Source organism: Ensifer sp. Root423, from assembly GCF_001426275.1.
Lineage (GTDB): Bacteria > Pseudomonadota > Alphaproteobacteria > Rhizobiales > Rhizobiaceae > Ensifer > Ensifer adhaerens.
In genome coordinates, this window is the sequence record NZ_LMEG01000001.1 from 506184 (window position 1) to 528529 (window position 22346).

General features: G+C 63.5%; 22 protein-coding genes, 1 pseudogene and 1 riboswitch. Of the genes and pseudogenes, 16 read left to right on the top strand and 7 right to left on the bottom strand.

The window, feature by feature from the left end:
• The first annotated feature begins 4 nt into the window (after positions 1-4).
• From ASD01_RS02545 to ASD01_RS02575, 7 genes are all read left to right on the top strand, one after another.
• A complete protein-coding gene (locus tag ASD01_RS02545; RefSeq protein ID WP_234798744.1) occupies positions 5-1822 on the top strand; it encodes a portal protein in 1818 nt (605 codons plus the stop codon).
• Positions 1823-1887: 65 nt separating this feature from the next.
• Positions 1888-2796, top strand: a complete 909-nt coding sequence (locus ASD01_RS35270) for a hypothetical protein (RefSeq protein ID WP_034793487.1) — start codon at positions 1888-1890, stop codon at positions 2794-2796.
• Positions 2796-3284 (top strand): hypothetical protein, encoded by a 489-nt coding sequence (locus ASD01_RS02555; RefSeq protein ID WP_060643543.1) that lies wholly within the window; start codon positions 2796-2798, stop codon positions 3282-3284. Before ASD01_RS35270 ends, ASD01_RS02555 begins: the two co-directional genes overlap by 1 nt.
• Complete coding sequence (locus ASD01_RS02560) at positions 3260-4144, top strand: hypothetical protein (RefSeq protein WP_177235700.1); 885 nt, start codon at positions 3260-3262, stop codon at positions 4142-4144. Before ASD01_RS02555 ends, ASD01_RS02560 begins: the two co-directional genes overlap by 25 nt.
• Entirely contained in the window at positions 4141-4344 is a 204-nt protein-coding gene (locus ASD01_RS02565; RefSeq protein WP_034793500.1) for a hypothetical protein, read from the top strand. The genes ASD01_RS02560 and ASD01_RS02565 overlap by 4 nt, the downstream gene beginning before the upstream one ends.
• Positions 4345-4464: 120 nt before the next feature.
• Entirely contained in the window at positions 4465-4722 is a 258-nt protein-coding gene (locus ASD01_RS36430) for a hypothetical protein (protein ID WP_082572756.1), read from the top strand.
• Entirely contained in the window at positions 4709-5083 is a 375-nt protein-coding gene (locus ASD01_RS02575; protein ID WP_034793518.1) for a DUF1515 family protein, read from the top strand. Before ASD01_RS36430 ends, ASD01_RS02575 begins: the two co-directional genes overlap by 14 nt.
• A 107-nt stretch (positions 5084-5190) precedes the next feature.
• On the opposite strand, the gene ASD01_RS02580 is transcribed toward ASD01_RS02575, so the two are convergent.
• A complete protein-coding gene (locus ASD01_RS02580) occupies positions 5191-6219 on the bottom strand; it encodes a GlxA family transcriptional regulator (RefSeq protein WP_034793840.1) in 1029 nt (342 codons plus the stop codon).
• A gap of 119 nt (positions 6220-6338) precedes the next feature.
• Here ASD01_RS02580 and ASD01_RS36375 point away from each other — a divergent pair.
• From ASD01_RS36375 to ASD01_RS02590, 3 genes are all read left to right on the top strand, one after another.
• Positions 6339-6629, top strand: a 291-nt coding sequence (locus ASD01_RS36375; protein ID WP_458574485.1) for an alpha/beta fold hydrolase, incomplete at its 3' end; no start/stop codon positions are given.
• A 9-nt stretch (positions 6630-6638) separates the two neighbouring features.
• Positions 6639-7472, top strand: coding sequence for an alpha/beta fold hydrolase (locus tag ASD01_RS02585; protein ID WP_156623609.1), 834 nt, complete (start codon positions 6639-6641; stop codon positions 7470-7472).
• A 74-nt stretch (positions 7473-7546) separates the two neighbouring features.
• Positions 7547-8512: an MBL fold metallo-hydrolase gene (locus ASD01_RS02590; RefSeq protein WP_034788060.1), complete on the top strand. Its 966-nt coding sequence runs from the start codon at positions 7547-7549 to the stop codon at positions 8510-8512.
• A gap of 61 nt (positions 8513-8573) precedes the next feature.
• Here ASD01_RS02590 and ASD01_RS02595 read toward each other — a convergent pair.
• Positions 8574-9680 (bottom strand): annotated as a pseudogene (locus ASD01_RS02595) (NADH:flavin oxidoreductase); the annotation flags it as partial.
• A gap of 1 nt (position 9681) precedes the next feature.
• Positions 9682-10074: a RidA family protein gene (locus ASD01_RS02600; RefSeq protein ID WP_034788065.1), complete on the bottom strand. Its 393-nt coding sequence runs from the start codon at positions 10072-10074 to the stop codon at positions 9682-9684.
• A 142-nt stretch (positions 10075-10216) separates the two neighbouring features.
• Here ASD01_RS02600 and ASD01_RS02605 point away from each other — a divergent pair, with 142 nt between their 5' ends.
• A complete protein-coding gene (locus ASD01_RS02605) occupies positions 10217-11110 on the top strand; it encodes a LysR substrate-binding domain-containing protein (RefSeq protein ID WP_034788068.1) in 894 nt (297 codons plus the stop codon).
• Positions 11111-11128: 18 nt separating this feature from the next.
• Here ASD01_RS02605 and ASD01_RS02610 read toward each other — a convergent pair whose 3' ends face one another.
• The gene (locus ASD01_RS02610; protein WP_034788071.1) at positions 11129-11428 is read right to left on the bottom strand and encodes a putative periplasmic lipoprotein; all 300 of its coding nucleotides are present in this window, start codon (positions 11426-11428) and stop codon (positions 11129-11131) included.
• An 858-nt stretch (positions 11429-12286) separates the two neighbouring features.
• Here ASD01_RS02610 and ASD01_RS35280 point away from each other — a divergent pair.
• The 3 genes from ASD01_RS35280 (at position 12287) to ASD01_RS02625 (ending at position 15034) form a co-directional block, all read left to right on the top strand.
• Positions 12287-12442 carry a hypothetical protein gene (locus ASD01_RS35280; protein ID WP_156552968.1) on the top strand — a complete coding sequence of 52 codons (156 nt, stop codon included), beginning with the start codon at positions 12287-12289 and terminating at the stop codon, positions 12440-12442.
• Positions 12443-12650: 208 nt separating this feature from the next.
• Positions 12651-14426, top strand: a complete 1776-nt coding sequence (locus ASD01_RS02620; RefSeq protein ID WP_034788081.1) for an SLC13 family permease — start codon at positions 12651-12653, stop codon at positions 14424-14426.
• A gap of 128 nt (positions 14427-14554) precedes the next feature.
• Positions 14555-15034 carry an SRPBCC family protein gene (locus tag ASD01_RS02625; RefSeq protein ID WP_034788082.1) on the top strand — a complete coding sequence of 160 codons (480 nt, stop codon included), beginning with the start codon at positions 14555-14557 and terminating at the stop codon, positions 15032-15034.
• 177 nt (positions 15035-15211) lie between these two features.
• Here ASD01_RS02625 and ASD01_RS02630 read toward each other — a convergent pair whose 3' ends face one another.
• From ASD01_RS02630 to aspT, 3 genes are all read right to left on the bottom strand, one after another.
• Entirely contained in the window at positions 15212-16891 is a 1680-nt protein-coding gene (locus tag ASD01_RS02630; protein ID WP_051659120.1) for an aspartate:alanine exchanger family transporter, read from the bottom strand.
• A gap of 179 nt (positions 16892-17070) precedes the next feature.
• Positions 17071-18723, bottom strand: a complete 1653-nt coding sequence (locus ASD01_RS02635) for a bifunctional aspartate transaminase/aspartate 4-decarboxylase (RefSeq protein ID WP_060643544.1) — start codon at positions 18721-18723, stop codon at positions 17071-17073.
• Positions 18724-18781: 58 nt separating this feature from the next.
• Entirely contained in the window at positions 18782-20470 is a 1689-nt protein-coding gene (gene aspT / locus ASD01_RS02640) for an aspartate-alanine antiporter (RefSeq protein ID WP_226020693.1), read from the bottom strand.
• A 481-nt stretch (positions 20471-20951) separates the two neighbouring features.
• Here aspT and ASD01_RS02645 point away from each other — a divergent pair, with 481 nt between their 5' ends.
• Both ASD01_RS02645 and ASD01_RS02650 read left to right on the top strand, forming a co-directional pair.
• Positions 20952-21428, top strand: coding sequence for a RidA family protein (locus ASD01_RS02645; protein ID WP_200949942.1), 477 nt, complete (start codon positions 20952-20954; stop codon positions 21426-21428).
• Between the two features lie 177 nt (positions 21429-21605).
• Positions 21606-21821: riboswitch (cobalamin riboswitch) on the top strand.
• A 105-nt stretch (positions 21822-21926) separates the two neighbouring features.
• Complete coding sequence (locus tag ASD01_RS02650; RefSeq protein WP_034788085.1) at positions 21927-22340, top strand: DUF1636 family protein; 414 nt, start codon at positions 21927-21929, stop codon at positions 22338-22340.
• Positions 22341-22346 lie beyond the last annotated feature (6 nt).

Genomic DNA, 22346 nt, shown 5'->3' on the forward strand with positions numbered 1-22346 from the left:
CCAGATGGCAGCGATGACGAAACCGGAACTGACGGAGCTCGTGGGCCAGCTCGTCAGGGATTGCGAGGATTATCGCGACCAGCTTTCCGCGGCGCGTATCAGGGCGATGGAATATTACGACGGCGTGATGGCCGACGTGCCGGCGGAAGCAAACCGCTCCAAGGTGGTTTCGCGCGATGTGCGGGCGGCGGTGAAGAAGGTGCTGCCTTCGCTCATCCGCACCGTGCTCGGCAATGACAAGGTGGTGGAATACCAGCCGGTCAACCAGGGCGACGAGGCCGGCGCCGAGCAGGCGACCGACTATATCAACTACATCGTCTTTCCCGAAAGCGACGGCTACGACGCGGTGCAGGATGCCGCGCACGACGCGCTGAAGCTCGGCAACGGGGTGATCCGCTGGTGGTACGAGAAGAGAAAAAGCGTCGAGGTTTCGACCCATAGCGGGCTCGACGAGGCAGCCCTGGTGCAGCTCATTGCCGACGACACGGTGGAGGTGCTGGAACAGGCGCAATCGGTCGAGCGGATCGAGCTGCCGACGGGATCTGTCGAGCAGCCGGTCTTTGCCGTGAAGATCCGCCGCACGGCGGAGCGCGGGGCGACAAGGCTGGCCGCCGTGCCGCTCGAAGAATTCCTCGTTCATCCGGACGCGATCGCGATCGACGACAGCCCGATTGCCGGGATCAAGCGGCGGATGCGCCGCTCCGATCTGATCGCCATGGGCTATGACCGTGATCTCGTCGAAGGCTTTGCCCTTGCCGGCAATACCGACGGCGAGGACGAGGAATTTGCCCGAAGGCGTGGCATCTTCGGCGATGGCGAGGAGACGGCAAAGGCGCTGCAGGAGGTCGACTACTACGAGCTCTATGTGAAGGTGGATGCGGACGATGACGGCATTGCGGAGCTGCGCCGCCTGATCTTTGCCGGCGGCACCGGGGCCGACAACCTGCTTGAGGATGCGGAATGGGACGAGGTGCCTTTTGCCGATCTCATCACCGAGCGGCGGCCGCACCAGCGCGAGGGCAATGCGATCACCGACGACATGGCGGAGATCCAGCGGGTGAAGACCGTGCTCCTGCGCCAGACGCTCGACAATCTCTACTGGCAGAACAACCAGCAGCCGATTGTGCAGGAAGGGATGATCCAGAACCCGGAGTCGGTGCTGAACCCAAAATTCGGCCAGCCGATCCGCGTCGGCCAGGGCGTCGATGTGCGCGGCGCCGTCGGCTATACGGCGGTGCCGTTCGTGGCGCGCGAATCCTTCTCCATGCTCGGCTATCTCGACCAGGAGGCGACTGACCGGACCGGGATTTCCGATGCGTCGAGCGGCATGGCGCCGGATGCGCTGCAGAACATGACGGCGAAGGCGACCGCACTCGTCGAACAGGCGGGCATCGGCCAGACGGAACTGATGGTGCGCACCTTTGCGCAGGGGCTGAGGCGGGTGTTCAAGGGGGTGCTCGGGCTTACCATCAAGCATCAGGACCGGCCGCGGGCGGTGCGTCTGCGCGGCAAATGGGTGACCTTCGACCCGCGCCACTGGAACGCCGGCATGGATGCGACCGTCAACACCGGGCTCGGTGCGGGCACCCGCGAGCGCGACATGCTGATGATCCAGATGATCCAGCAATTGCAGGAAAAGCTGCTGACGACGCTCGGGCCGGACAACCCTTACGTCTCGCCCGACAACCTCTACAACGGCATTGCCAAGACCGTGGAGGCGGCGGGGCTGAAATCGCCTGACCTCTACTTCACCAAGCCGACGCCCGAGGACATCCAGAGGCGGATGGTGGACATTACTTCACTGGTGGCATCATCGGCGTAGGCGCGACGTTTTCAAGCAACGTGTCGGCACTCAATTTCGTTGCTTCGGGGGGGGGCGGCGGCGCAATGTACATCTTGTCCAACAGCGATAGAGTGCTTGCATTCCAGTCGGCAGCGTCGGTAACTCGCGGCACGATCGTTTCGAGCCAAGCGAACGCTGCGATGCAGATCGGCGTGTGGAACACTTCCGGTGTGTTTCAGCAGCTGGCGAGTTGGCACGAAACTGGTCTTTATTCGTGGTCTGGCCACATCGCACGACTTGGAGGCAACGGATCATCCGGCGAAATCCAACTGCTCACCAACAACAACGGTCACAGCTATCGTATGATTGGGGTGAACGACGGCGGCTTGTATATTCAACGGTCCAGCGACCGTTTCGTATCAAATGCACCGACGCTGCTTTCTTGGAGCGGGATCAGTGAAGCTACGTTCCCGAGCAACGTATATGCCCCTCGGTTTATAGCAACCGCGAATGGTGATGGCCAAGCCATCAAGGTCGGCGACGATGTGTGGCTCGGTGACATCAACCAAGCAGACACACTCTCCGTTCGCGGTCAGACCAACTTGGCCAACGGTTGGATACAGTTCGGCTATGGAGGCAACAAGCTCGGCGTCAACGGCTCCGTCGGCGATCGTCTATACTGGGGCGGTGGCTTCTTTATCCAGTCGGACGGCAATATGTACATGCCAATGTGGGGGGACTATCTCGGCAACGTCGTGAACGGTAAGGCCGGCATCTACACCGGCTCAAACCGCGATGAAACCAATTTCCCAATCGGACATACCATCCTGGTCGAAACGGGTAATGGGGACATCAAAGAGAGGAATTCCGCCCATGCGATTTATCTTAGTTCCAGTTACGGCTACGCCTTTGGCGGGGCTGGGGCGCAACTTGCTGGAACTTGGCGTGCTCGAGGCGGCTACGATTCGCCCGGGTCGGGTGCATGGACCTATTGCTTCGTGAGGACGGCATAATGACATCGATGTCACTTAATATGGTTTATGCCGTTCGAGCTACTCAAGAGGCTGACGTCTACAACATCCGTTGCAACATCACGGATTATCTCGGCGCGTCCTACGACACCGACTACTGCAGTCGTCCGGATGACACCGTCGGCGTCAATCCCCTGATCCGCCAGTGGTTGCTCGATAATCCCGGCTTCCAGATCGAGCCATGCATCCCCCCCGATCCGCCGACGGAAGACGAATTGCGGCAGCGGATGCCCAGTCTGACCGCCCGCCAATTCCGCCTGGGACTGGTGAATGCCGACATCTCGCCGTCGACCGTGACCGCAGCGATCGCGGGGATGCCCGTTGGCTCGGATCAGGACAAGGCTCAGATCGAGTGGGAGTATGCAACCACGTTCAACCGGTTGCACCCGCTGATCGGGACGGTTGGTACGGCGCTTGGTCTTTCTGACACCCAGATCGATGCCCTGTGGGTGGCGGCCGCCGCGCTTTAACCGGAAAATCTCCAAAAGGTGAATCCATGAACAGAGCAGCGTTTTACGCGGCCCTGCGCGATCCCGCGTCGGGTGTATTCAAGTCCTATTCTGCAAAGCAGTTTGAAAGCCTGGACGCGGTCGTCCTGGAGGGGCGCCGGCGTGCGGTAGGCCTCTGCCATCTGGCCGCAATTCTCGCCGAGGTCCATCACGAAACCGGCGGCACAATGCGGCCGGTCGAGGAGAATCTGAACTACTCGGCAAGGCGGCTCATGCAAGTATGGCCGGCGCGATTTCCGACGCTTGCTAGCGCGGAACCCTACGCGGGCAATCCGCGCAAGCTTGCGAACCGGGTCTATGGCGGGCGGCTTGGCAATGTCGAAGACGACGACGGGTGGGTCTTTCGCGGGCGAGGGCTGGCGCAAATTACCGGTCGCGCGAACTATGGCAAGTTTGGTCTGGTGGAGATGCCGGATCGTGCCTGTGATCCGGCGACGGCCATTCGCATTCTTTTCGACGGCATGGTGCACGGGCTTTTCACGGGCAAGCGACTGACTGATTTCGACACGGACGATAGCCGTTCGGCGGCGGCGACCGGCTATCGTTATGCCGCCTCACGCGCGATTATCAACGGCGATATCAGGCAGAACGGGCCGAAGATCGAGGCCTACGGCCGCGCCTTCGAGGCGGCGCTGCGTGCGGCCGGATATGGTCGCGAGAGCGCTTCGGCCGATCCCTCCGTTGTTGTCGTGCTGCGGCCAGGCTCGGTCGAAAGGGCGCCCGACATGGAAAGCGTCAACGCTTCGCACGGGGCCAAATTCAATCGCCTGCGCCGTCTCATTGAGGCGGTTGCCGGGTTTCTTGCGCGGTGGACGAAATGAGTGCTGTCGTCATCCGTATCCTGCTGCGCTACGGCGCGGGGCTGCTCGTGGCTAAAGGGCTGCTGGCGCCGGAGGCGGGGCTGGTGCTTGCCGATGATCCCGACGTGCAGATGCTGATGGAGGTGGGTATCGGCCTTGGTGCGGGCATTCTCTCGGAGTGCTGGTACGTGCTGGCGCGACGCCTTGGTTGGGCGAAATGATGTTTGCCTGGCCGAAGCTTCTCATCGCCGGCCTCATCGTCTCGGGTCTCGTCTGGCTCATTCATGAAATCCGCGCAGACGGCGCACGATCCTACGCCAATGCCATCGAAAGGCAGAACAATGACGCTCATAGCCGCGCTCGTGGGAAGCGCCTTGATTACGATTCCTGCCTTGATGCTGGCAGGGTGTGGGACTTCGCGTCCGGCCAGTGCTCCCGGGCTGCGCGCCGTGGTCGGAACTGATCTTGTCGGCGCGCGCGGAGCATCGCCAGCGGATCAGCGCCGGATCGATCGCACGGTCGTCGGCCTTTGTGCCGCGGATATCTGGACGAAGGCCGAATGCGCGAAGCACGGGGGAGGCCATCATGTCGCTGGCTGAAATCGATATCGTTGTTCATCGCCAGTTGGGAGAACTGGTTGCCGGCATGCGCGGCCTGCAGGAGTCCATTCATCGGATCGAGGATGGCGCGAGGCGGGCGGAGGATAAATCTGCCGCCAGTCAAGCCAGCGTTCACCGGCGCATGGATGAACTCGCTGAGCGGGTCAACGAACTGGAAGCGTCGGCTTCCGCTATCGGTGCCGAAATCTCCGATATGAAGCCGGTGACCGATGACGTCAGGCGGTGGAAGCTCATGGGTATTGGCGCACTAGGAGTGACGGGAATTGCTGCGATGGCTCTCGGTGTCAGTTTTGCCGAAGCGATCCGGCGGATCGTGTTCGTGATTGCCGGAAGAGCCTAGCGCTCAGGGCTGCTTGACCTACGTCTTTTAATCAAAGCGCCGCGCACCCGAAAGGGTGCGCGGCGCTTTTTGCGTTTGGTGCTCTAAAGGGTTTCGCCCGTCGATGATCACACGGCCGGTATCGGATTTGCCGGAGCGCCCAAAGTGCGGACGCTCTCCGAAACCGAGAAGCGAAGGCGATACTCCTTCGGTGAGAGACCCAGGATCTTGCGGAAGATCTTGCGATAGGCGTTGGTGTCGTCATAGCCGCTTTGCCAGGCAACCTGCTCGATCGAGAGATGTGAGCGCTCCAGCAGATCGCGGGATTTGGCGATCCGTAGCCGCTGGCAATATTCGGTCGGGTTGAAGCCGGTCGCCTTCTGGAAACGGCGCAGGAAGGTGCGGTCGCCGAGACCGGCGCGGTCGGCCATCATCTGCAGCGTCACGCCCTTGGTGTTGGCGCCGTGCAGCCAGTGCTGGATCTTCAGGATGATCGTGTCGCCGTGATCGAGCTTCGGGGCGAAGACGCTGTAATAGCTCTGCTCGCGCGCGCCGGGGTCGATGATCATGTAGCGTGCGGTTGCCAGCATGACGTCGGTTCCGAGGAACCGGTCGACGAGTTTCAGGCCGAGGTCGATCCAGGCCATCATGCCGCCGGCGGTGATGATGTCGCCTTCGTCGATCAGCAGCCTGTCGGTGTCGACGCGGATGTCGCTGTAGCGGTTGGAGATCAGGTCCTGATGCGACCAATGGGTGGTGATGGTGCGACCGGTGGCGAGGCCGGACTCTGCCAGCAGATAGGCGCCGCCGCAGACGGAGCAGATCGTCGCGCCGCGTTGATGCTGTTCGCGCACGAAGGCGGGCAGGGCACCGATGCGATCGCCGACCGGCAGATCGGAGAGCGTCGGCGGCAGGATCAGGGCCACAAGGCCCGAGGAGGGGCCTTCGTGGGTGTCGCGCGATTTCGACACCGAGCCATCTTCCTGAAGTTTCCAGTGGCTGATGCGGATTTGCGGCGCGTCTCTGCCGCTTTGCTCCACCGACTGCATGCTCGCCACCTGGAACATGTCGGTCAGCCCATGGATCGCCGACATCAGGGCGCGGGGATAGACGACGATGCCGATCTCCGCCGGCTCGTTTTCGGGTCGTTTTGTCACTTCTGCCCCCATCGTTGTCAGCTTTGCCGGTCGAGAGGTTAGGCCCACCGATTTATCAATTCAACCATCGCTTCCGCCGAATGGAAGCCCGAGCAACAGAGATCAAAGAGGTGAGGACAATGACACAGGCAAAAGCAGTTTCCGCAAGCGTTTCCAACGGCATCTCCCGCCGCACGGTTCTCTCGGCCGCCTTTGGCGCTGCCGCGACGGTAGCCGCGGTCAATGCCATGAACACGCCGGCCAAGGCCGCATCCAACACCGCAACAACCGCCGGCGCGTCCGGCACTAAGGGAGCAAACACCATGGGCAGCCGCATCATCACCCGCGATGGCGTCGAGATCTATTACAAGGACTGGGGTCCGAAGGATGGCCCGGTCGTCGTGCTCAGCCACGGCTGGCCGCTGTCGTCCNAAAACACCATGGGCAGCCGCATCATCACCCGCGATGGCGTCGAGATCTATTACAAGGACTGGGGTCCGAAGGATGGCCCGGTCGTCGTGCTCAGCCACGGCTGGCCGCTGTCGTCAGACAGCTGGGAGGCGCAGGCCTTCCACCTTGCCGCCAACGGCTTCCGCGTCGTCACCCATGACCGCCGCGGCCACGGCCGCTCGTCGCAGCCCTGGGACGGCAACGACATGGACCACTATGCCGACGACCTCGCGGATCTGATCAACGCGCTCGATCTGAAGGGGATCTTCCTTGCCGGGTTTTCGACTGGCGGCGGTGAGATCAGCCGCTATATCGGCCGCCACGGCACCAGCCGGATCGCCAGGGCCGGTTTGATCTCGGCCGTGCCGCCGCTGATGGTCAAGACCGACAAGAACCCCGGCGGCCTGCCGAAGGAAGTCTTCGATGGCCTGCAGGCGGCAAGCCTGAAGGATCGCTCGAAGCTCTACCGCGACATCGCGTCCGGTCCGTTCTTCGGCTTCAACCGCCCGGGCGCGGTCGCCTCTCAGGGCATGATCGACAGCTTCTGGCTGCAGGGCATGATGGGGGGACACAAGAACACCTATGACTCGATCGTCGCCTTCTCGCAGACCGACTTTACCGAGGACCTGAAGAAGTTCGACGTGCCGACGCTGATCATCCATGGCGACGACGACCAGATCGTGCCGATCGATGCGGCTGCACGGGCCTCGAAGACGCTGGTGCCGCATGCGGAGCTCAAGGTCTATGCCGGCGCACCGCACGGCATCACCGACACCCACAAGGACCAGCTCAACGCCGACCTGCTCGCCTTCGCCAAGGCCTGATGGTTGTTCGCCGGTGCCACCTCACAGGTGGCGCCGGCACCCTATGTCAAACGCTTCAGCCAAGGATCAGAGCCATGACCTCTTCCCACAATCCCACCGACGTCTCCGGCCCCGGCCGTCGTGAATTCCTTGCAGGCACCAGTGCGCTTGCAGCCTCCGCCCTGCTGCCGAAAGGTGCCTATGCCGCAGATATCAAACGTTTCCGGCATGGCGGCTTCGATATTTCCGTCGTCAGCGACGGCTTCATCATGCTGCCGGTCAGCATCGTGCTGCCGGATGCAACGGCGGAAGAGCGGCCGGAGATCATGCGCCGGCTTGGCGGCACTCCCGAAAAGGCGCCGTTTCACACCAATATTCCGGTCATTCGCACTGGCGACGATCTGATCGTGGTCGACGACGGCTCGGGCACACGTTTCCAGGAGAGCGCCGGCAAGCTTCACGCCAATCTGCTTGCGGCCGGCATCGACCCGAGTGCGGTGACGAAGGTGGTGCTGACGCATGCCCATCCTGACCATGCGGGCGGCACCGTTGGCGCCGACGGCACGCTCGCCTTTCCGAATGCGCAGTACTTCGTTTCGGAGGGGGAATGGCGGTTCTGGACCGATCCCAACTTCGAAAAGACCATGCCGCAGGTGCTTCATGGCTTTGCCAAGGGTGCGCAGCGCGATCTCTTTGCGGTCAAGGACCGGCTGACCCTGGTGAAGCCCGGCGACGAAATCGTCAGCGGCATGCAGGTGCTCGACACGCGGGGCCACACACCCGGTCATATCTCGCTTCAGCTTTCCGGCGGTGACGGCGCCGGACATGAGGGCTTGGTGATCACGGGCGATGCGGTCACCAGCAACATCGTCTTCTTTGAGCACCCCGACTGGCATTTCGGCTTCGACACGGATGCGGAGCTGGCCTTGAAGAACCGCAAGGCCCTGATCGACCGGGCCGCGTCGGAGCGGCTGGCGCTGCTTGGCTATCATTGGGCCTATCCGGGGATCGGGCGGGCGGAGCGCAACGGGGCGGCCTATCGCTTCGTGGCGGCGGGGTGACCGCCTGGAGCCGGCAATCACTAGGACAGTTGACGGGCGCGCCTCCTGCGGGGCGCGCCCGAGCCAGTTCGCTGTCCTTGATATCGCTGATCGGCGCAAGGAACGGCAGGTCGAACGGACGCAGAGCGGTGCGTTTCGCGGTGAGCTGTGGCCAGTCGGGATTGACGAGCGCGCCGCGGCCAAGCGCGATCATGTCGGCACCGGCTTCCATCACCTCCTCGGCGCGGTCAAGATCGTGCAGGCTGCCGTTGGCGATGATGAACAGGCGCGGCGCGTGGCGGCGGGCGAGGGAAACGAGCGAGGCGTCGCCGCCCTCGAAGGCCGGCTTCCAGGCTTCGAACTCGGTCACGTGCACGAAGTCTGCCGGGCTTTCGGCGAGCGCCTCGAACACGCGGGCTGCACCTTGTTCGCGTTCTGCCCATTTGTGCCTGAAGTCGTTGACCTTACTCTGGGAGAGCCGCAGCCCCAACGGGACGTCGGGGCCGATCGCCACGCGCACTGCCTTCAGCACTTCGAGTGACAGGCCGAGCCGCTCAACGATATCTCCACCCCAGCGATCCGCCCGCCGGTTCGAAAAGTCCGTGAAGAACTGATCGAGCAGATAGCCGTTGGCGCCGTGGATCTCGATGCCGTCGAAACCGGCAACCTCGATTGCAAGCCGGGCGGCACAGGCGAAGCCTTCGATCGCCTCGGCGATTTCGGCATCGCTGATCTCGCGCGGCAGGGCATAGGGGCCGTCGCCGTGATAACCGGTCAACTGGCTGCCCTTCGGCCGGACGGCGGAGGGGCCTACCGTCTCGGGCCTGTGCGGGTTACCCTGCGCCAGCGCGCCGCCATGCATGAGCTGCGCGAAGATGCGCCCGCCTTCCGCATGAACGGCCTCGACGATCGGTCGCCAGGCGAGAGCCTGTTCCCGATCGGTCAGGCCCGGCTGGTCCTTGTAGGTTTGGGAATAGGCCTTGTCGGTGTAGATGCCCTCGGTCGTGATCAGGCTGAAGCCGCCGCGGGCGAAGCGCTGGTAATAGTGCTGCATGCGCTCGCCGGGCGCGCCGGCCGCCGTGGCGCTGATGCGGGTCATCGGCGCCACGGACAGGCGATTGGCGAAATCAAGCCCCTTGAGACGGGTGCCGGTGAAGGCGGGGGACGCGATGCCAAACGGTGCGTTCATGTCACTTGCCTCCATCGAGCGCGATCGCTTCGATCTCGATCAGCGCGTCTGGCGAATAGAGCGAGGAGACCTCGATGATGCTGTCGGCGGGATAGGGGGCGGAAAACCACGTGCGGCGCAGCTCGATGATCTTGGCGAAATTCTCCATGGAGCGCAGGAAGATCGTGACCTTGACGATCTTGTCTAACCCAGAGTCCGCCGCCTTGAGCGCCCGCTCGAGATTGCGGAACGCCTGTTCGGCCTGGCGGTCGAAGTCACCGACGCCGACGAGCTTGCCGTCGTCGCCGATTGCCGCCTGACCGGAGACGAAGACGAAGCCATTGGCCTTGATCGCCTGGGAAAGCAGGAAGGGCGCGTAGGGATCCGGCTGGGTGACGACCTGTTCGAGAGACATAAGATGTCCTTTCATGCTTTAGATTTTCTCAGCTTGGCGCTGTTGCCTTCACTGTTGATCTCAATATGCTGGGCCATTCGGCGGCTGACAAAGAGTGATTTCTCAGCCGACAGATGAGCTGAGTTCATCCATTGAGGAAATCATGAGGAAGTTGCCGCCGCTCGGCGCACTCAGGGTCTTTGAAGCGGCCGCCCGGCGGATGAGCTTCAAGCTGGCGGCCGAGGAACTGAACGTCTCGGCCACTGCCGTCAGCCACCAGATCCGCCAGCTGGAGGAGATGCTGGAGACCAAGCTCTTCGAACGAGGGACGCGGCAGGTCCGGCTGACCACTGCGGGACAGGTGCTCTTTCCGGTGCTGCGTGATGGCCTCGACCGTTTCGAGCAGGCGATCGCCGACATGCGCCGGCAGGAGGCGAGCAAGGTGGCGCGGTTGACGTCCACCGTCGCCTTCGTCGCCAAGCGCCTGGCGCCGCTTGCCGGTTCCTTCCGCGAAGCCTATCCCGAGTGGACGCTGAGGCTGGACGCCTCCCACCGGATGGTCGATCTGGAGGTGGATGCGGATGCTGCGATCCGCCTTGGCGGCGGTGATTATCCGGGCCTCGTCACCGAACCGCTGTTCGCCGATCGTTTCGCCCCGGTTTGCGTGCCGCGACTGGCGCCGGCCAGTGCCGCGGACCTCAAGCACGCGACGCTCATCCACTACGATTGGGGCACGCTGCGCCGCCACGATGCGCGCGCGCCGGTCTGGCGGCAATGGCTGGAACGGGCTGGCGCCACCGATGTCGAGGCCGGCGCGGGGCTTTCCTTTACCGACGAGATCCATGCCGTGCAGTCGGCCATCGCCGGGCAGGGAATTGCCCTCTTGAGCCTCACGCTGGTCGCCGAGGAGCTTGCCTCCGGCATTCTCGTCCAGCCGTTCGACCTGACGCTGGAAAGCGACCGATACGACCTGGTCTACAGTCCGCGCATGGCGGACCGGCCAGCGACCCGCGTGCTTCGCGATTGGGTGCACGCGCAGTTCAGCGGCGATGCCTGATCTGTGAGGTGATCTCGTTCAGTCGTCGAAGCCGAGGAAGTCCGGCGCCCAACGGCGACTGGTGAGGCGCAACGAACGGTCAGGCTCGATGATATAGGTCTCGTAGACCTTGCGGCCGTAGGAATCGATGAACTGGTGCGGGACGATGCTGCCGACGGGTGCCTTCTTCAGCTTGGTGCGCGGTTGCCCGCCATAGGTGATGCTGCCAGGAATCGGTTGCATGTTCGGCGAGTAACCGTAGCTGATGTCGGGGCCGGTGGTCGCCGTGCAGCCACTGAGCAGCAGCACGACGGAGAGGGCGGCAAAAGCGTGTTTCATGTCGGCGATCCTCAGAATGGCTGAGCCTGGCCCACACGGCGTCAAGCGTCAGGCGGAAACGCCTTGGACGATCGTTGCCGGTGCGGTCCAGCACTCTCTTCTAAAGTGTAGCGCTTAAACGGAAATTTCCAAGTTCTGTCATGCGGATTCCGGCAAGCAATGCTTGCAAATGTTCACGGCTTGTCCCAGTTGTGGAATGCCTGATCGCGACAGTTGCGGCGGGCTTGTGCGCAACCCAGCGTTCGGGTGCGTTCCGAGCTTTTTTGGACGCGCCTTTGGGGGCGAAATGGCAGCGTGGCACTATGTGATCGGGTCGAGCGACACGGGCCCGTGAGCGACAACATTTTGCTGGTGATGATCGCGCGGGACGAGCTTTCACCTGCTGGTTTGGCGGCAGGGACACGGGGAGCGGATCCCGGCCTGCGACATGGCCTAAATCAAAGCGGCCTCCGCCGCGCGACGCCAGGACCCGGACCGTCCGCCGACGTGCCGCCGCCAGTGCCCGGATATCCGCTTGCCCGGCCATGGCCCCGTTTTCTGGCGCGCATTTTCGACATGCTGCTGCTTTACATACCGGCTGCCTTGGTGGCCCGCCGCCCCCGATGCAGACCTTCGTCAAACCGGTGATAAGCTGGCAGACGACGTTCGAGGCCGCCTGGCACGTCGAGGATCCCGCGCGCGACAACATGCTCTTCGCGATCAGCGCGGACCAAGCAAGCGGCGGGCACGAGCAGGTCCCGGCAACAATGAACGAACGGCCATATGCCGAGGTGCTCGCCGAACTGCAGGCGAGGGCGGGATACGAGGCGAGCGCGGACTGGACGCCGGTTATGATCAACGGCCAAGGGGCGCCTGGCGATGAAGTCGCTCAAGGAACCGGACGCCACCGCCGAGATAACCATTGCGCTGCGCGGGCGAGACGCCTGGCGGATGGTTAGATTTCTGATGAAGGGCAAGAAGCGGGGCGAGGCGATCGATACGCTGAAGACGGCCGTATTCGGGACCATCGAGTAGCGGGCGGCAGGGGCTGTCGCCTCGCCGCCGGGCGCGGCCGGCGGTCCATGCGCTTCGCACTCATGCCCAGATTTGTCGCTGAGATGAATTCCGATTTGCCGAAACATGGGTTACGTCTTGTGTGAACTTCTGCGCGGATTGCGCGTTTCGGCTTGTGTCGGCCGCACGTTCCGTCCCGCCCAGTCTCTTTGCTGAACCCGGATATTGCATGACCGCCGAACAGTCTCTCGCGTTTCTCGTCATCGGCGCCATGATGGTCTTCTTTATCTGGGGGCGGTTTCGATACGACGTGATCGCCTGTTCGGCGCTGATGCTGGCGGTCGCCGTCGGCATCGTGCCTTACGATCATGCCTTCGATGGTTTCAGCGACGACATCGTCATCATCGTCGGCAGCGCCCTGATCGTCAGCGCCGGGGTGGCGCGCTCGGGGATCGTCGACGCCGCCATCCAGCGGTTCCTGCCGAACATCTCGTCGGTCCGGGCCCAGCTCGCACTGCTGGTCATCACGGTGACAGTGCTTTCCGCCTTCATCAAGAACATCGGGGCGCTGGCAATCATGCTGCCGGTCGCCTTCCAGTTTGCCCGGCGGTCGAATGTCCAGCCTTCGGTCTTCCTGATGCCGATGGCCTTCGGCTCGTTGATCGGTGGGCTGATGACCCAGGTCGGCACGTCGCCGAACATCGTCGTCTCACGGGTGCGCCAGGAGCTGACCGGCGAGAGCTTCACGATGTTCGACTTCACGCCCGTCGGCGCGACGCTGGCGCTGGTCGGCTGCATCTTCCTGCTCTTTGCCTACAAGCTGGTGCCGCAGCGCTCCAGCAGCCAGGTCTCCGTCCATTCGGCGATCGAGATCACCGATTATACGTCCGAGGCGGTTGTTGCCGCCGGTTCGCCGGCGATCGGCAAGGCGCTCAGCAATCTGGTGAAACTGGGCGACGGCGGCGCCGTCGTCATCGCCATCTTTCGCCGCGGCCTGCATCTGGCGCCGCTTCCCGACGTTACCCTCGAAGCCGAGGACATCCTGATTTTTGAAGGCGGTCCGGGAGCGCTCGATCGCATCGTCTCGCAAGGCAAGCTGAAGATTGCCGGCGACCGCGCGCCGCATGGGCGGGAAAAGGCCGGGGACGAGATCGAGGCGATCGAAGCTGTCGTCGGCAGCGGTTCGCCGCTCGAGGGCATGTCGGCACAGCGCCTGGCGCTGTTCAACACCCACAACATCAACCTGCTCGCCGTCAGCCGCCAGGGCGAGAGGCTGAAGCAGCGGCTCGGCAGCATTCGCTTGAGGGCAGGCGACATCATTGTGCTGCAGGGCGCGCGGCGCGAACTGACGCTCTTCCTGCAGGAGTTCGGCTGCCTGCCGCTGGCGCAGCGCGAGATCCTGCTTGGCACGACGCGAAAGGCACCGCTGCCGCTTCTGGTTCTGGCGGCCGCGATGGGCTCAACGGCAGTTGGACTTGTGCCGGTGCCGATCGCCTTTTTCGCGGCGGCCCTCGCCATGGTCGTCTTCCGCATCATCCCCTTGCGCGATTTTTATCGCTCGGTCGATGGGCCGATCCTGGTGATGCTGGCGGCGCTGATCCCGGTGAGCGATTCCTTGCGCACGACCGGGGGCACCGATGTCATTGCGGCCTGGCTCGGCACGGTTGCCGCAGGCCTGCCGCCGGCCGGCGCGCTGACGATCATCCTGCTTGCCGCCATGGCGGTGACGCCGTTCCTCAACAATGCCGCCACCGTGCTCGTTATGGCGCCGATCGCCGCGAGTTTCGCCGGCGCGCTCGGCTACAAGCCGGAAGCCTTCCTGATGGCAGTTGCCATCGGCGCCGGCTGCGATTTCCTCACGCCCATCGGCCACCAGTGCAACACGCTGGTCATGGGGCCGGGCGGCTACAAGTTCAGCGACTATCCGCGCCTCGGCCTTCCGCTGTCGGTGGTGATCGTGATCGTCAGCATCCCGACACTGATGCTGGTGTGGCCGCTGCGCTAGGTGTGGTGCGAGTGGCGCCTCGCCGGCAGGGATGCTCGCATAAATAGCCGCTACCGTGTACAGGTAGACGCGCGGTAGCGCCCGCCACAGATTTGCCTATCCGTGAGCGACAACAGGGAGAAGATGGCATGAGCCCCAAGCCCACCGGCCACGTCAGTGGCAATGACCTGATCCTGACGCGCACGTTTCATGCACCCGTCGCCGACGTCTGGACGAGCGTGACAAAGTCCGAGAGCACCGCGCTCTGGTTCGGCCGCTGGGAAGGCGTAGCGGGGCCCGGCAAGACCGTGCGGCTGCAACTGCTCCATGAGAAAAGCCAGCCATGGACGGATGTCCTGATCGAGGAGTGCGCCGCGCCGCACCGCCTGGTCGTGGTGATGAAGGATGACGCCGGCGAGTGGCGCATCGCGTTGACGTTTACGCAGACGGGCGACACGACGGAGCTGCGCCTGGTTCAACATCTGAGCGACCCGAAACTCGCAGGCGACGTCGGGCCGGGCTGGGAATATTACCTCGATATGCTGGTCGCCGCGCGCGCCGGCAAGGCTTTGCCGTCATTTTCAGACTATTATCCGGCGCAGAAAGCGCACTTTCTGGAAGGCGTCTAGCCCCTGGAGGTCGTCAGTCGGACGGGCGCGTTCGAAACAATTTGCGGGCGCTGCCGCTGTGGGCCGCGCGTTCTTGTGTCGTAACGAGAGGGCGCGCCGCGGCGGGGTTGTCCGGTCGGCTGGCCCCCTCGCAACCGCACCTTCTCGCAGTTCGACACCGAGCGGAGCCTCGCTGCGCTACGCCAGAACGGTGACGAGCACGGCGCCCCAGAGCGCCAGCAGCACGTTGCCGATCGCGTAGCCGAGACCGTAGCCGAGTGTCGGGACCTTGCTTCCGGCCGCCTCCTGCACGGCGGCAAGCGCCGGGGCTGAGGTTCCTGCCCCACAGCAGGTGCCGGCGAGCACGCCTTCGTTCATGCCGAAGACCCAGCGGCCGAGCGCAAGTGCGGCCAGATGCGAGATCAGGCAGATCAGCAGACTGGCGATGACCAGCGCCGGGCCGGACTGGACGAGGCCGGCGACAAAGCTCGGGCCGGCCGAGATTCCGACGCAGGCGATGAAGGCGCACAGCCCGACGCTGTCGAAGAACCAGAGGGTTGCCTCCGGCACGAAACCGAAGGTGCGCCGGACCGAGCGCAGCCAGCCGGCGCAAAGGCCAGCGATCAGCACGCCGACGGCGACGCCGAGGCCGATTTCGAGCGCGCCGAGTTTCAGGGCAGGGATGCCGATGAGGCCGCCGAGGAAGATGAAGACGCCGACAAAGACCATGTCGGTTGCGGTGGTCTCACGGTCGGCATAGCCGAGCAGCTTCGCCACCTCCTCGACATGGCGTCTGGCGCCGGCAATCGACATCACGTCGCCACGGCGGACGGTGAGGCCAGGAAAGATCGGGATCGGCTGGCCGGCGCGCAGGATGCCGCGCAGGAACACCGAGCGCGCTTCCGGCTGCTGCCTCAGCTGCCACAGGCGTTTTCCCGCAACCTCCTTGTTCGTCACCACGATATCGAGCACTTCAACCGGGATATCGAGCAGCGTGCGGTCGTCGATCTCGGTGCCGATCCGACTGGAATATTCGACGAGGAAGCCGCGAAGACCGGCAACGGCGATGATGTCTCCAGCCTGCAGGCGCTCCTTGGGCGTTGGGGTGATGATCTCCTCGCCCCGGCGGATCTGCTCGATATAGGCCTTCTGGTTTTCGGGAACGCGCGCTTCGGCTTCCGCGACCGTCAGCCCCACGAGGGCGTCGGCGATGACGAAGGCGCGCGCCTCGATTTCGCGCCGTGCGGTGTCGCCGCTCGTCTGCGGCGCGATCTTCAGTTCGGCTTCTAGCTCGGCGCAGGCCTCCTTGAGGCTGCGGCCAAACATCCGCGGCGCCAGTTGCGACTGGACGAGGATGGCGGTCACGACACCGACGAGATAGGCGACGGCAAAGCCGGTCGCCACGGCGGATTCGAACTGGCTCGCCGCTTCCGGCGTCGGTGCCGTCTTGCGGAAGGTGTCGATCGCCACGCCGACGGTCGCCGATTCCGTCGCGCCGCCGGCGAGCACCCCGGCTGCCGTTCCAAGATCGAAGCCGAAGAGCATCGAGAGCACGATCGCAACGGCAAGCGCGACGACGCAGAGCGTGACGGTGACGGCGATCTGCGGCAGCGCGTCGGCGTTGAGGCTCTGGAAGAATTGCGGGCCGGTGCGGTAGCCGATAGCAAAGAGGAAGAGCAGGAAGAACGCCTGCTTGACGTCGTTGGAGAGCACAGCACCGGTCTGGCCGATCAGCACGCCCGCCAGCAGGCAGCCGGTGACGGCGCCGATGGTGACGCCGAAGATGGTGATCTTGCCGACCGCGTAGCCGATGCCGAGCGCGAGGAACAGGGCAAGCTCCGGATGCGCCCGCAGGATGCTGAACAGGTGGTCGATCACGCGGCGGTTCCTCCCGGTGCCAAGCCGAAGAAAGCCGCTTCAGCTGGATGATGCGCTGGTCGCTGAGCCGGCGGAAAGAAAGTCGCCAGCCGGAGATGCGGGGATGCTTGTCGGCCGAGGGAAACACTGGCCAGGCGTTGGGGAAGGGCGGCCGGCATGGCTGCCGGCCGCCCGATCGGCTAGCTGATCTTCAGGCCTTTGGCGGCCTGGTAGGTCTGGACGTAACCGCGCGCCACCGAGCGCACGGCGCGGCCGATCTGCGAATAGGCTTCGTCATTGAGGTTGGCGAAGGAGACGCGTGCCGACCAGCTCGGCGCATCGAAACCCGAGCCGTTGAGCAGCACGATGCCGTGGTCCTCGGCAAGCCGGAAGGGAATGTCGAGCGGGTGGATGTTGTCCTTCACCCAGGTGACGACATCCTCGCCGACATATTTGCGCAGCCAGAACTCGAAGTCGATGATGCCGTAATAGTGGTCGAAATAGATGCCCGGATTGGACTCGACCCCCATGCCCTCGATCAGGTTCCAGAAGCGCTTGGTGCAGATGGCGATGCAGGCCTTCTGGTAAGCCTTCTCGACGTCCATCAGCTCGACCAGGCCGAAGAGCGTCATCATCACCTGCTGGGGCAGCGACAGGCCGGCGGTGTGGTTCAGCGCCACGTCGCGGCTGTCGGCGACGATGCGGTCGATGAACTTCACCTCGCGCGGCTTCGGCGTCATCGCCTTGTAGCGTTTTTCGAGGAGCTTCTGGATCGGTTCGCCATGGGCCTTGATCTTCTCGTCGAAGATGTTGTCCTCGGCGACGGCAATGACGCCGAGGCGCCAGCCGGTGCAGCCGAAGTACTTCGAATAGGAGTAGACGCCGATCGTGTTGCGCGGCAGATGCCCAAGCAGCGACTGGAAGCCCGGAACGAAGGTGCCGTAGACGTCGTCCGTCAGCACGATCAGGTCGGGGCGCTTCTCGTTGACGAGGTCGACAAGGCGCTTGATCGAATCCGGATCCATCGCCACTGCGGACGGGTTGCCAGGGTTGACCAGGAACAACGCCTTCACCTTGGGGTTCTCCAGCGCCTTGATGTCTTCGTCGGTGAACTGGAACCGGTCCTCCTGCTCGGCGCTGACGTTGATGGTCTTGAGATCGTAGTCCTCCAGCTCCGGCATTTCGAGATAGGGCGTGAAGATCGGCGTTCCGAGCGCGATCGTGTCGCCGGCGTTAAGCAGGCGGGCGTTCTTCAGTGCCTTGAAGATGTAGCACATGGCGGCGGTGCCGCCTTCGACCGGGTAAAGGTCGAACTTTGCCTTCGGTCGGTGGCCGGCGCACATCGCCCACATCAGGTATTCGTGGGTGATGATCTCGTTGTGGTGCAGCGCCCGATCGGGAACCGGATAGTTGTCGCCGATGATCGAGTCCGTGAGCTCGTGCACGAAGGCGTCCGCATCGAAGCGGAAGGTGGTGATGGCGTAGTTGACGGCGTCGGAAAGCGTCTTTGCCGGCGGGATGCCTTCATCCTCTTCGTCCCAGTCGGCCGTGTTTTGCAGCAGCTTCTTCGTCCACTTTTCGAACCGCGCGTGGGCGCCGTCCTTCGGCGGCATGCCGGCCACACCGGCCTTCGGGTCGTAATAGGCGCGCTTGGCTTCCGTCAGCGCAAACTGGCCGAGCAGGAAGAAGGCTTCGCGAGCGCGTGTCGCCGTCCAGTTCGGGTTGCCGCGGCCGGCATTGAGGAAAGCCTTGGCGGATTTCTGTGAGCTCGACTTGGCGAGCTTGATCAGTTCGTCCTTGATTTCGAACGGGCTGAGATCGGAAAGGCTGTCGTAGAAATTTCTGTCCAACATGGTCCACACTCCCTGTGATCTATGCATTTTGAACGATGGTCGGCTTCGCCCGTTCGCCTCAGGCGAGCATGATGACGATGACGAGGCCGAAGATGGTCAGCAGCGTGTTTCCGATGGCGTAGGGCATGCCGTAGCCGAGCGCCGGCACCTTGCTCTTGGCCGCCTCCTGGATCATGCCGAGCGCTGCCGTCGTCGTTCGCACACCGGCGCAGGCGCCAAACAGGATCGCCGGGTGGAACTTGAAGACATAGTGGCCGAGGAGCACCGAGGCGATCATCGGGATCGATGTGGCGACCACGCCCCAGATGAACAGCGAAATGCCGACCTCCTGCAGGCCTGCGACAAAGCCCGGGCCGGCGCCGATCCCGACGACGGCGATGAAGATGTTGAGGCCGAGCGTGTTCATCAGCCACAGCGCCGGTGACGGGATGCGGCCGAAGGCGGGGTAGGTGGTGCGCAGCCAGCCGAGCACGAGGCCCGCCAGAAGCGCGCCGCCGGAGGTCGAAAGGCCGATCGGGATGCCGCCGATCGTGATCGTCAGCGCACCGATCATCGCGCCGATGAAAAGCCCCCAGCCGAGAAAGGCGATGTCGGTCGTCTCGACAGGCCGGTCGGCAAAGCCGAGCGCCTTGATCGCCGCTTCGACATGGCGTTTCGCGCCACCGATGGTGACGATGTCGCCGCGCTCGACCGTCGTCCCGGGCAGCACCGGGATCTCAACCAGCGAGCGGATGATCTTGCGAGCATAGACGCCGCGCGCCCAATCCATGGTGCTGACTTCCGCCAGCGTCTTGCCGGCGAGCGCCTTGCTGGTCACGTAGACATCGAGGACTTCGGCTTCCGCGTTGAGCAGCTCCTTGTCCTCGACCTCGAGCAGCTTGTTGTCGAGGTTTTCGACGAGCAGCGAACGCCGGCCCGAAAAGGCGACGACGTCGCCCGGCTGCAGCACGGTGTTGCCATCGGCCTCGATGATCTGGTCGCCGCGCCGCAGGCGCTCGACGAAGACGCGGATCCCGGGAAGGATGTCCTTGACCGGTTTTCCGGTGAGCCCGCTTGCCGCGTCGACGCGATAGGCCCGGAGGCCGAAGTCGTGATAGGCGCGGGTAATGCCGGGCTCGCTGCTTTCGCTGCCACCGCCGAGCTTGGCCTCGTATTCGCGGCAGGCCGCCGGAAGGTCGATGCCAAGAAGCTTGGGACCGAGCTGGGCGAGGATGATCGCCGAGCCGATCGTGCCCCAGATATAGGTCACCGCATAGGCGATCGGGATCTGGTCGGCAAAGGTCTTGGCCTGCTCCGGCGTCAGCCCGAGCGAATTGATCTGGTCGGTCGCAACCCCGATTGCAGCCGAGATCGTCTGCGAGCCGGCATACATGCCGGCGCCATAGCCGAGCGGCAGCCCGGCAATCAGCGCGCAGAGATAGGGAACGACGAGGCACAGCACCAGCACGGAGAGCGCAAAGGCGATCTGTTTCGGTCCATCGGTGCTCAAGCCCCGCACGAATTGCGGCCCGACGCCGTAGCCGACGGCGAAGAGGAAAATCAAAAACAGGGTGGATTTCAGGTCGCCGGAAACCTGGATACCCAGCTGTCCGATGAGAACGCCCGCAAGCAGCGTGGCGGTGACATTTCCAAGGTTGAACCCCGCGACCTTGATCGGACCGATGAGGAAGCCGATGCCGAGGGCGAGGAAGACGGCGACAGGCGGATAGGTCCGAAGCGTGTCGACGAAGAAATCAATGGGATTCACTGATGCTATTCCCTTCTGAAAGTTGAGTTGCCGTCACTTCATTTCGGGATCTGCGCGGCTAAGTTGAGCTTGTTTCCGAGGCTTGTCGATGCCCAATCTTAATCCCGGCAATTGTCGCTTCGGTTGTCGAAATTCTCAACGGGCATAGGGTTACGTGAGCGTAACGTATGTTACATTTCAGCGTTTTTACTTGGGGTTGGGGATCGAGGCCGCCGCGATGTGTCGGTCGCATTCGATCGCAAGACCGCGGCACTGGCCCGGATCGCGATGGCACTTCAACTCTGGTGTTGTAATTCGTAACGTTATCTCCCAACGTGAGGCATGAGGCGTTTTCTCTTGGTTATGCTTGGAAAAGTTGCTGGGCACGGAACGGCGCGTCTTGCTGCTTGCGATAGGGGCGGCAGAATTTCGTGGGCTTGAGAAAAAAGCGGTGTCGTCTCCGCAAGGCGGCCGGTTCGTAAGGTGACGAGGAGGGGAAGCAATGATGGACGAGGTTATCCGAAGGCTCGGCGCACTTGGCGTTCAGCTCCCGACGCCGCCGAGGCCGCTCGGCGCCTATCGCGCGGTGATCGAGGCGGGTGAGATGCTTCATGTTTCGATGCAGGGGCCATTGCTGGACGGGCGCTTCGTGCATACGGGGCTGCTCGGGCGCGATGTGACCATCGACGAGGGGCGCAAGGCCGCAGAGTTGGCAGTGCTCAACGCGCTGGCGCAGATCCATGAGCATCTCGGCCGTTTCGAGCGTATTCGCCAGATCGTCCGGCTGGAGGGACATGTCGCCTGCACTGAGGATTTCCTGGAGCACCCGAAGGTACTCGACGGTGCTTCCGAGCTTCTGGCGGCCGCCTTTGGCGAAAGGGCTGGCCATGTTCGCTCCGTCTGCGGCGTGCGCAACCTGCCGGGCAACGCCTCTGTCGCGGTGACGCTGACGGCCGAACTCTTGCCGCCGGAGTTCTGAGGTAGCACGGCACGTCTTTTAGCGTGGTCGCTATCGCGGGCGTCGGATTGTGTCCGGCGCCCAATTTTCGACTTGCGCTACGTAATGTTATTTTATAACAAATCTCGCATGACGAAACGCCGCATGTTGATAGATCCCTCCCGCCTGTGTCGTGCGGTTGTCTCATCCGCCGATTCATGCGAGGAAGGCGTTGATGGTGCTGCGTCCGCGACAATGCGGAAGCGGCTGAAAAGGGAACACGGAACGGACGACCCTGATGGGGCCGAGACCGTGGCTGCCCCCGCAACTGTGAGCGGAAAGCGCATTCACACCATGTCACTGGTCGAAGACCGGGAAGACGTGGATGCGCCACGACCCGCGAGCCAGGAGACCTGCCATCGAACCGATCAACCACAACGGACGGGGTGTTCCGATGGAAAAGAACTGGCTTTCATACGACGGTTTTCCGTCCTCTTGCCGTTTCGCCATCTCTTGCCGTCAGTCCGGCGGAGGGCAGGAATGGCTGAGCCGAATTTCCGACAGCACAAGATAACGGTCTGCACCGATTGCCGCTTCACCGGCGGCCCATGCGTGCCCGGTGCCGAGCTGATCAAGCGGCTCAACCTGAGCATCGCAGCGCTCGGCGCACCGCTCGATCGCGATTTCTCGATCGCCGGAACGGTCTGCATGGCGGCCTGCACGCGGCCCTGCACCATCGCCTTCCAGGCGACGGGGAAGGCGACCTATCTCTTCGGCGACGTCTCGCCGGAAGAGGACATCGACGATCTCGTGCGCTTTGCCACAACCTATGCCGAGCGTGGCGATGGCATGACGCGGGCGGCGGAACGGCCGCGCGGGCTGAAAGGCAAGACGCTTGCCCGCATTCCCGCGGCGATGCTCGTCTCCGAAGATCTCGGCGGGCACTTCCAATGAGGTCGC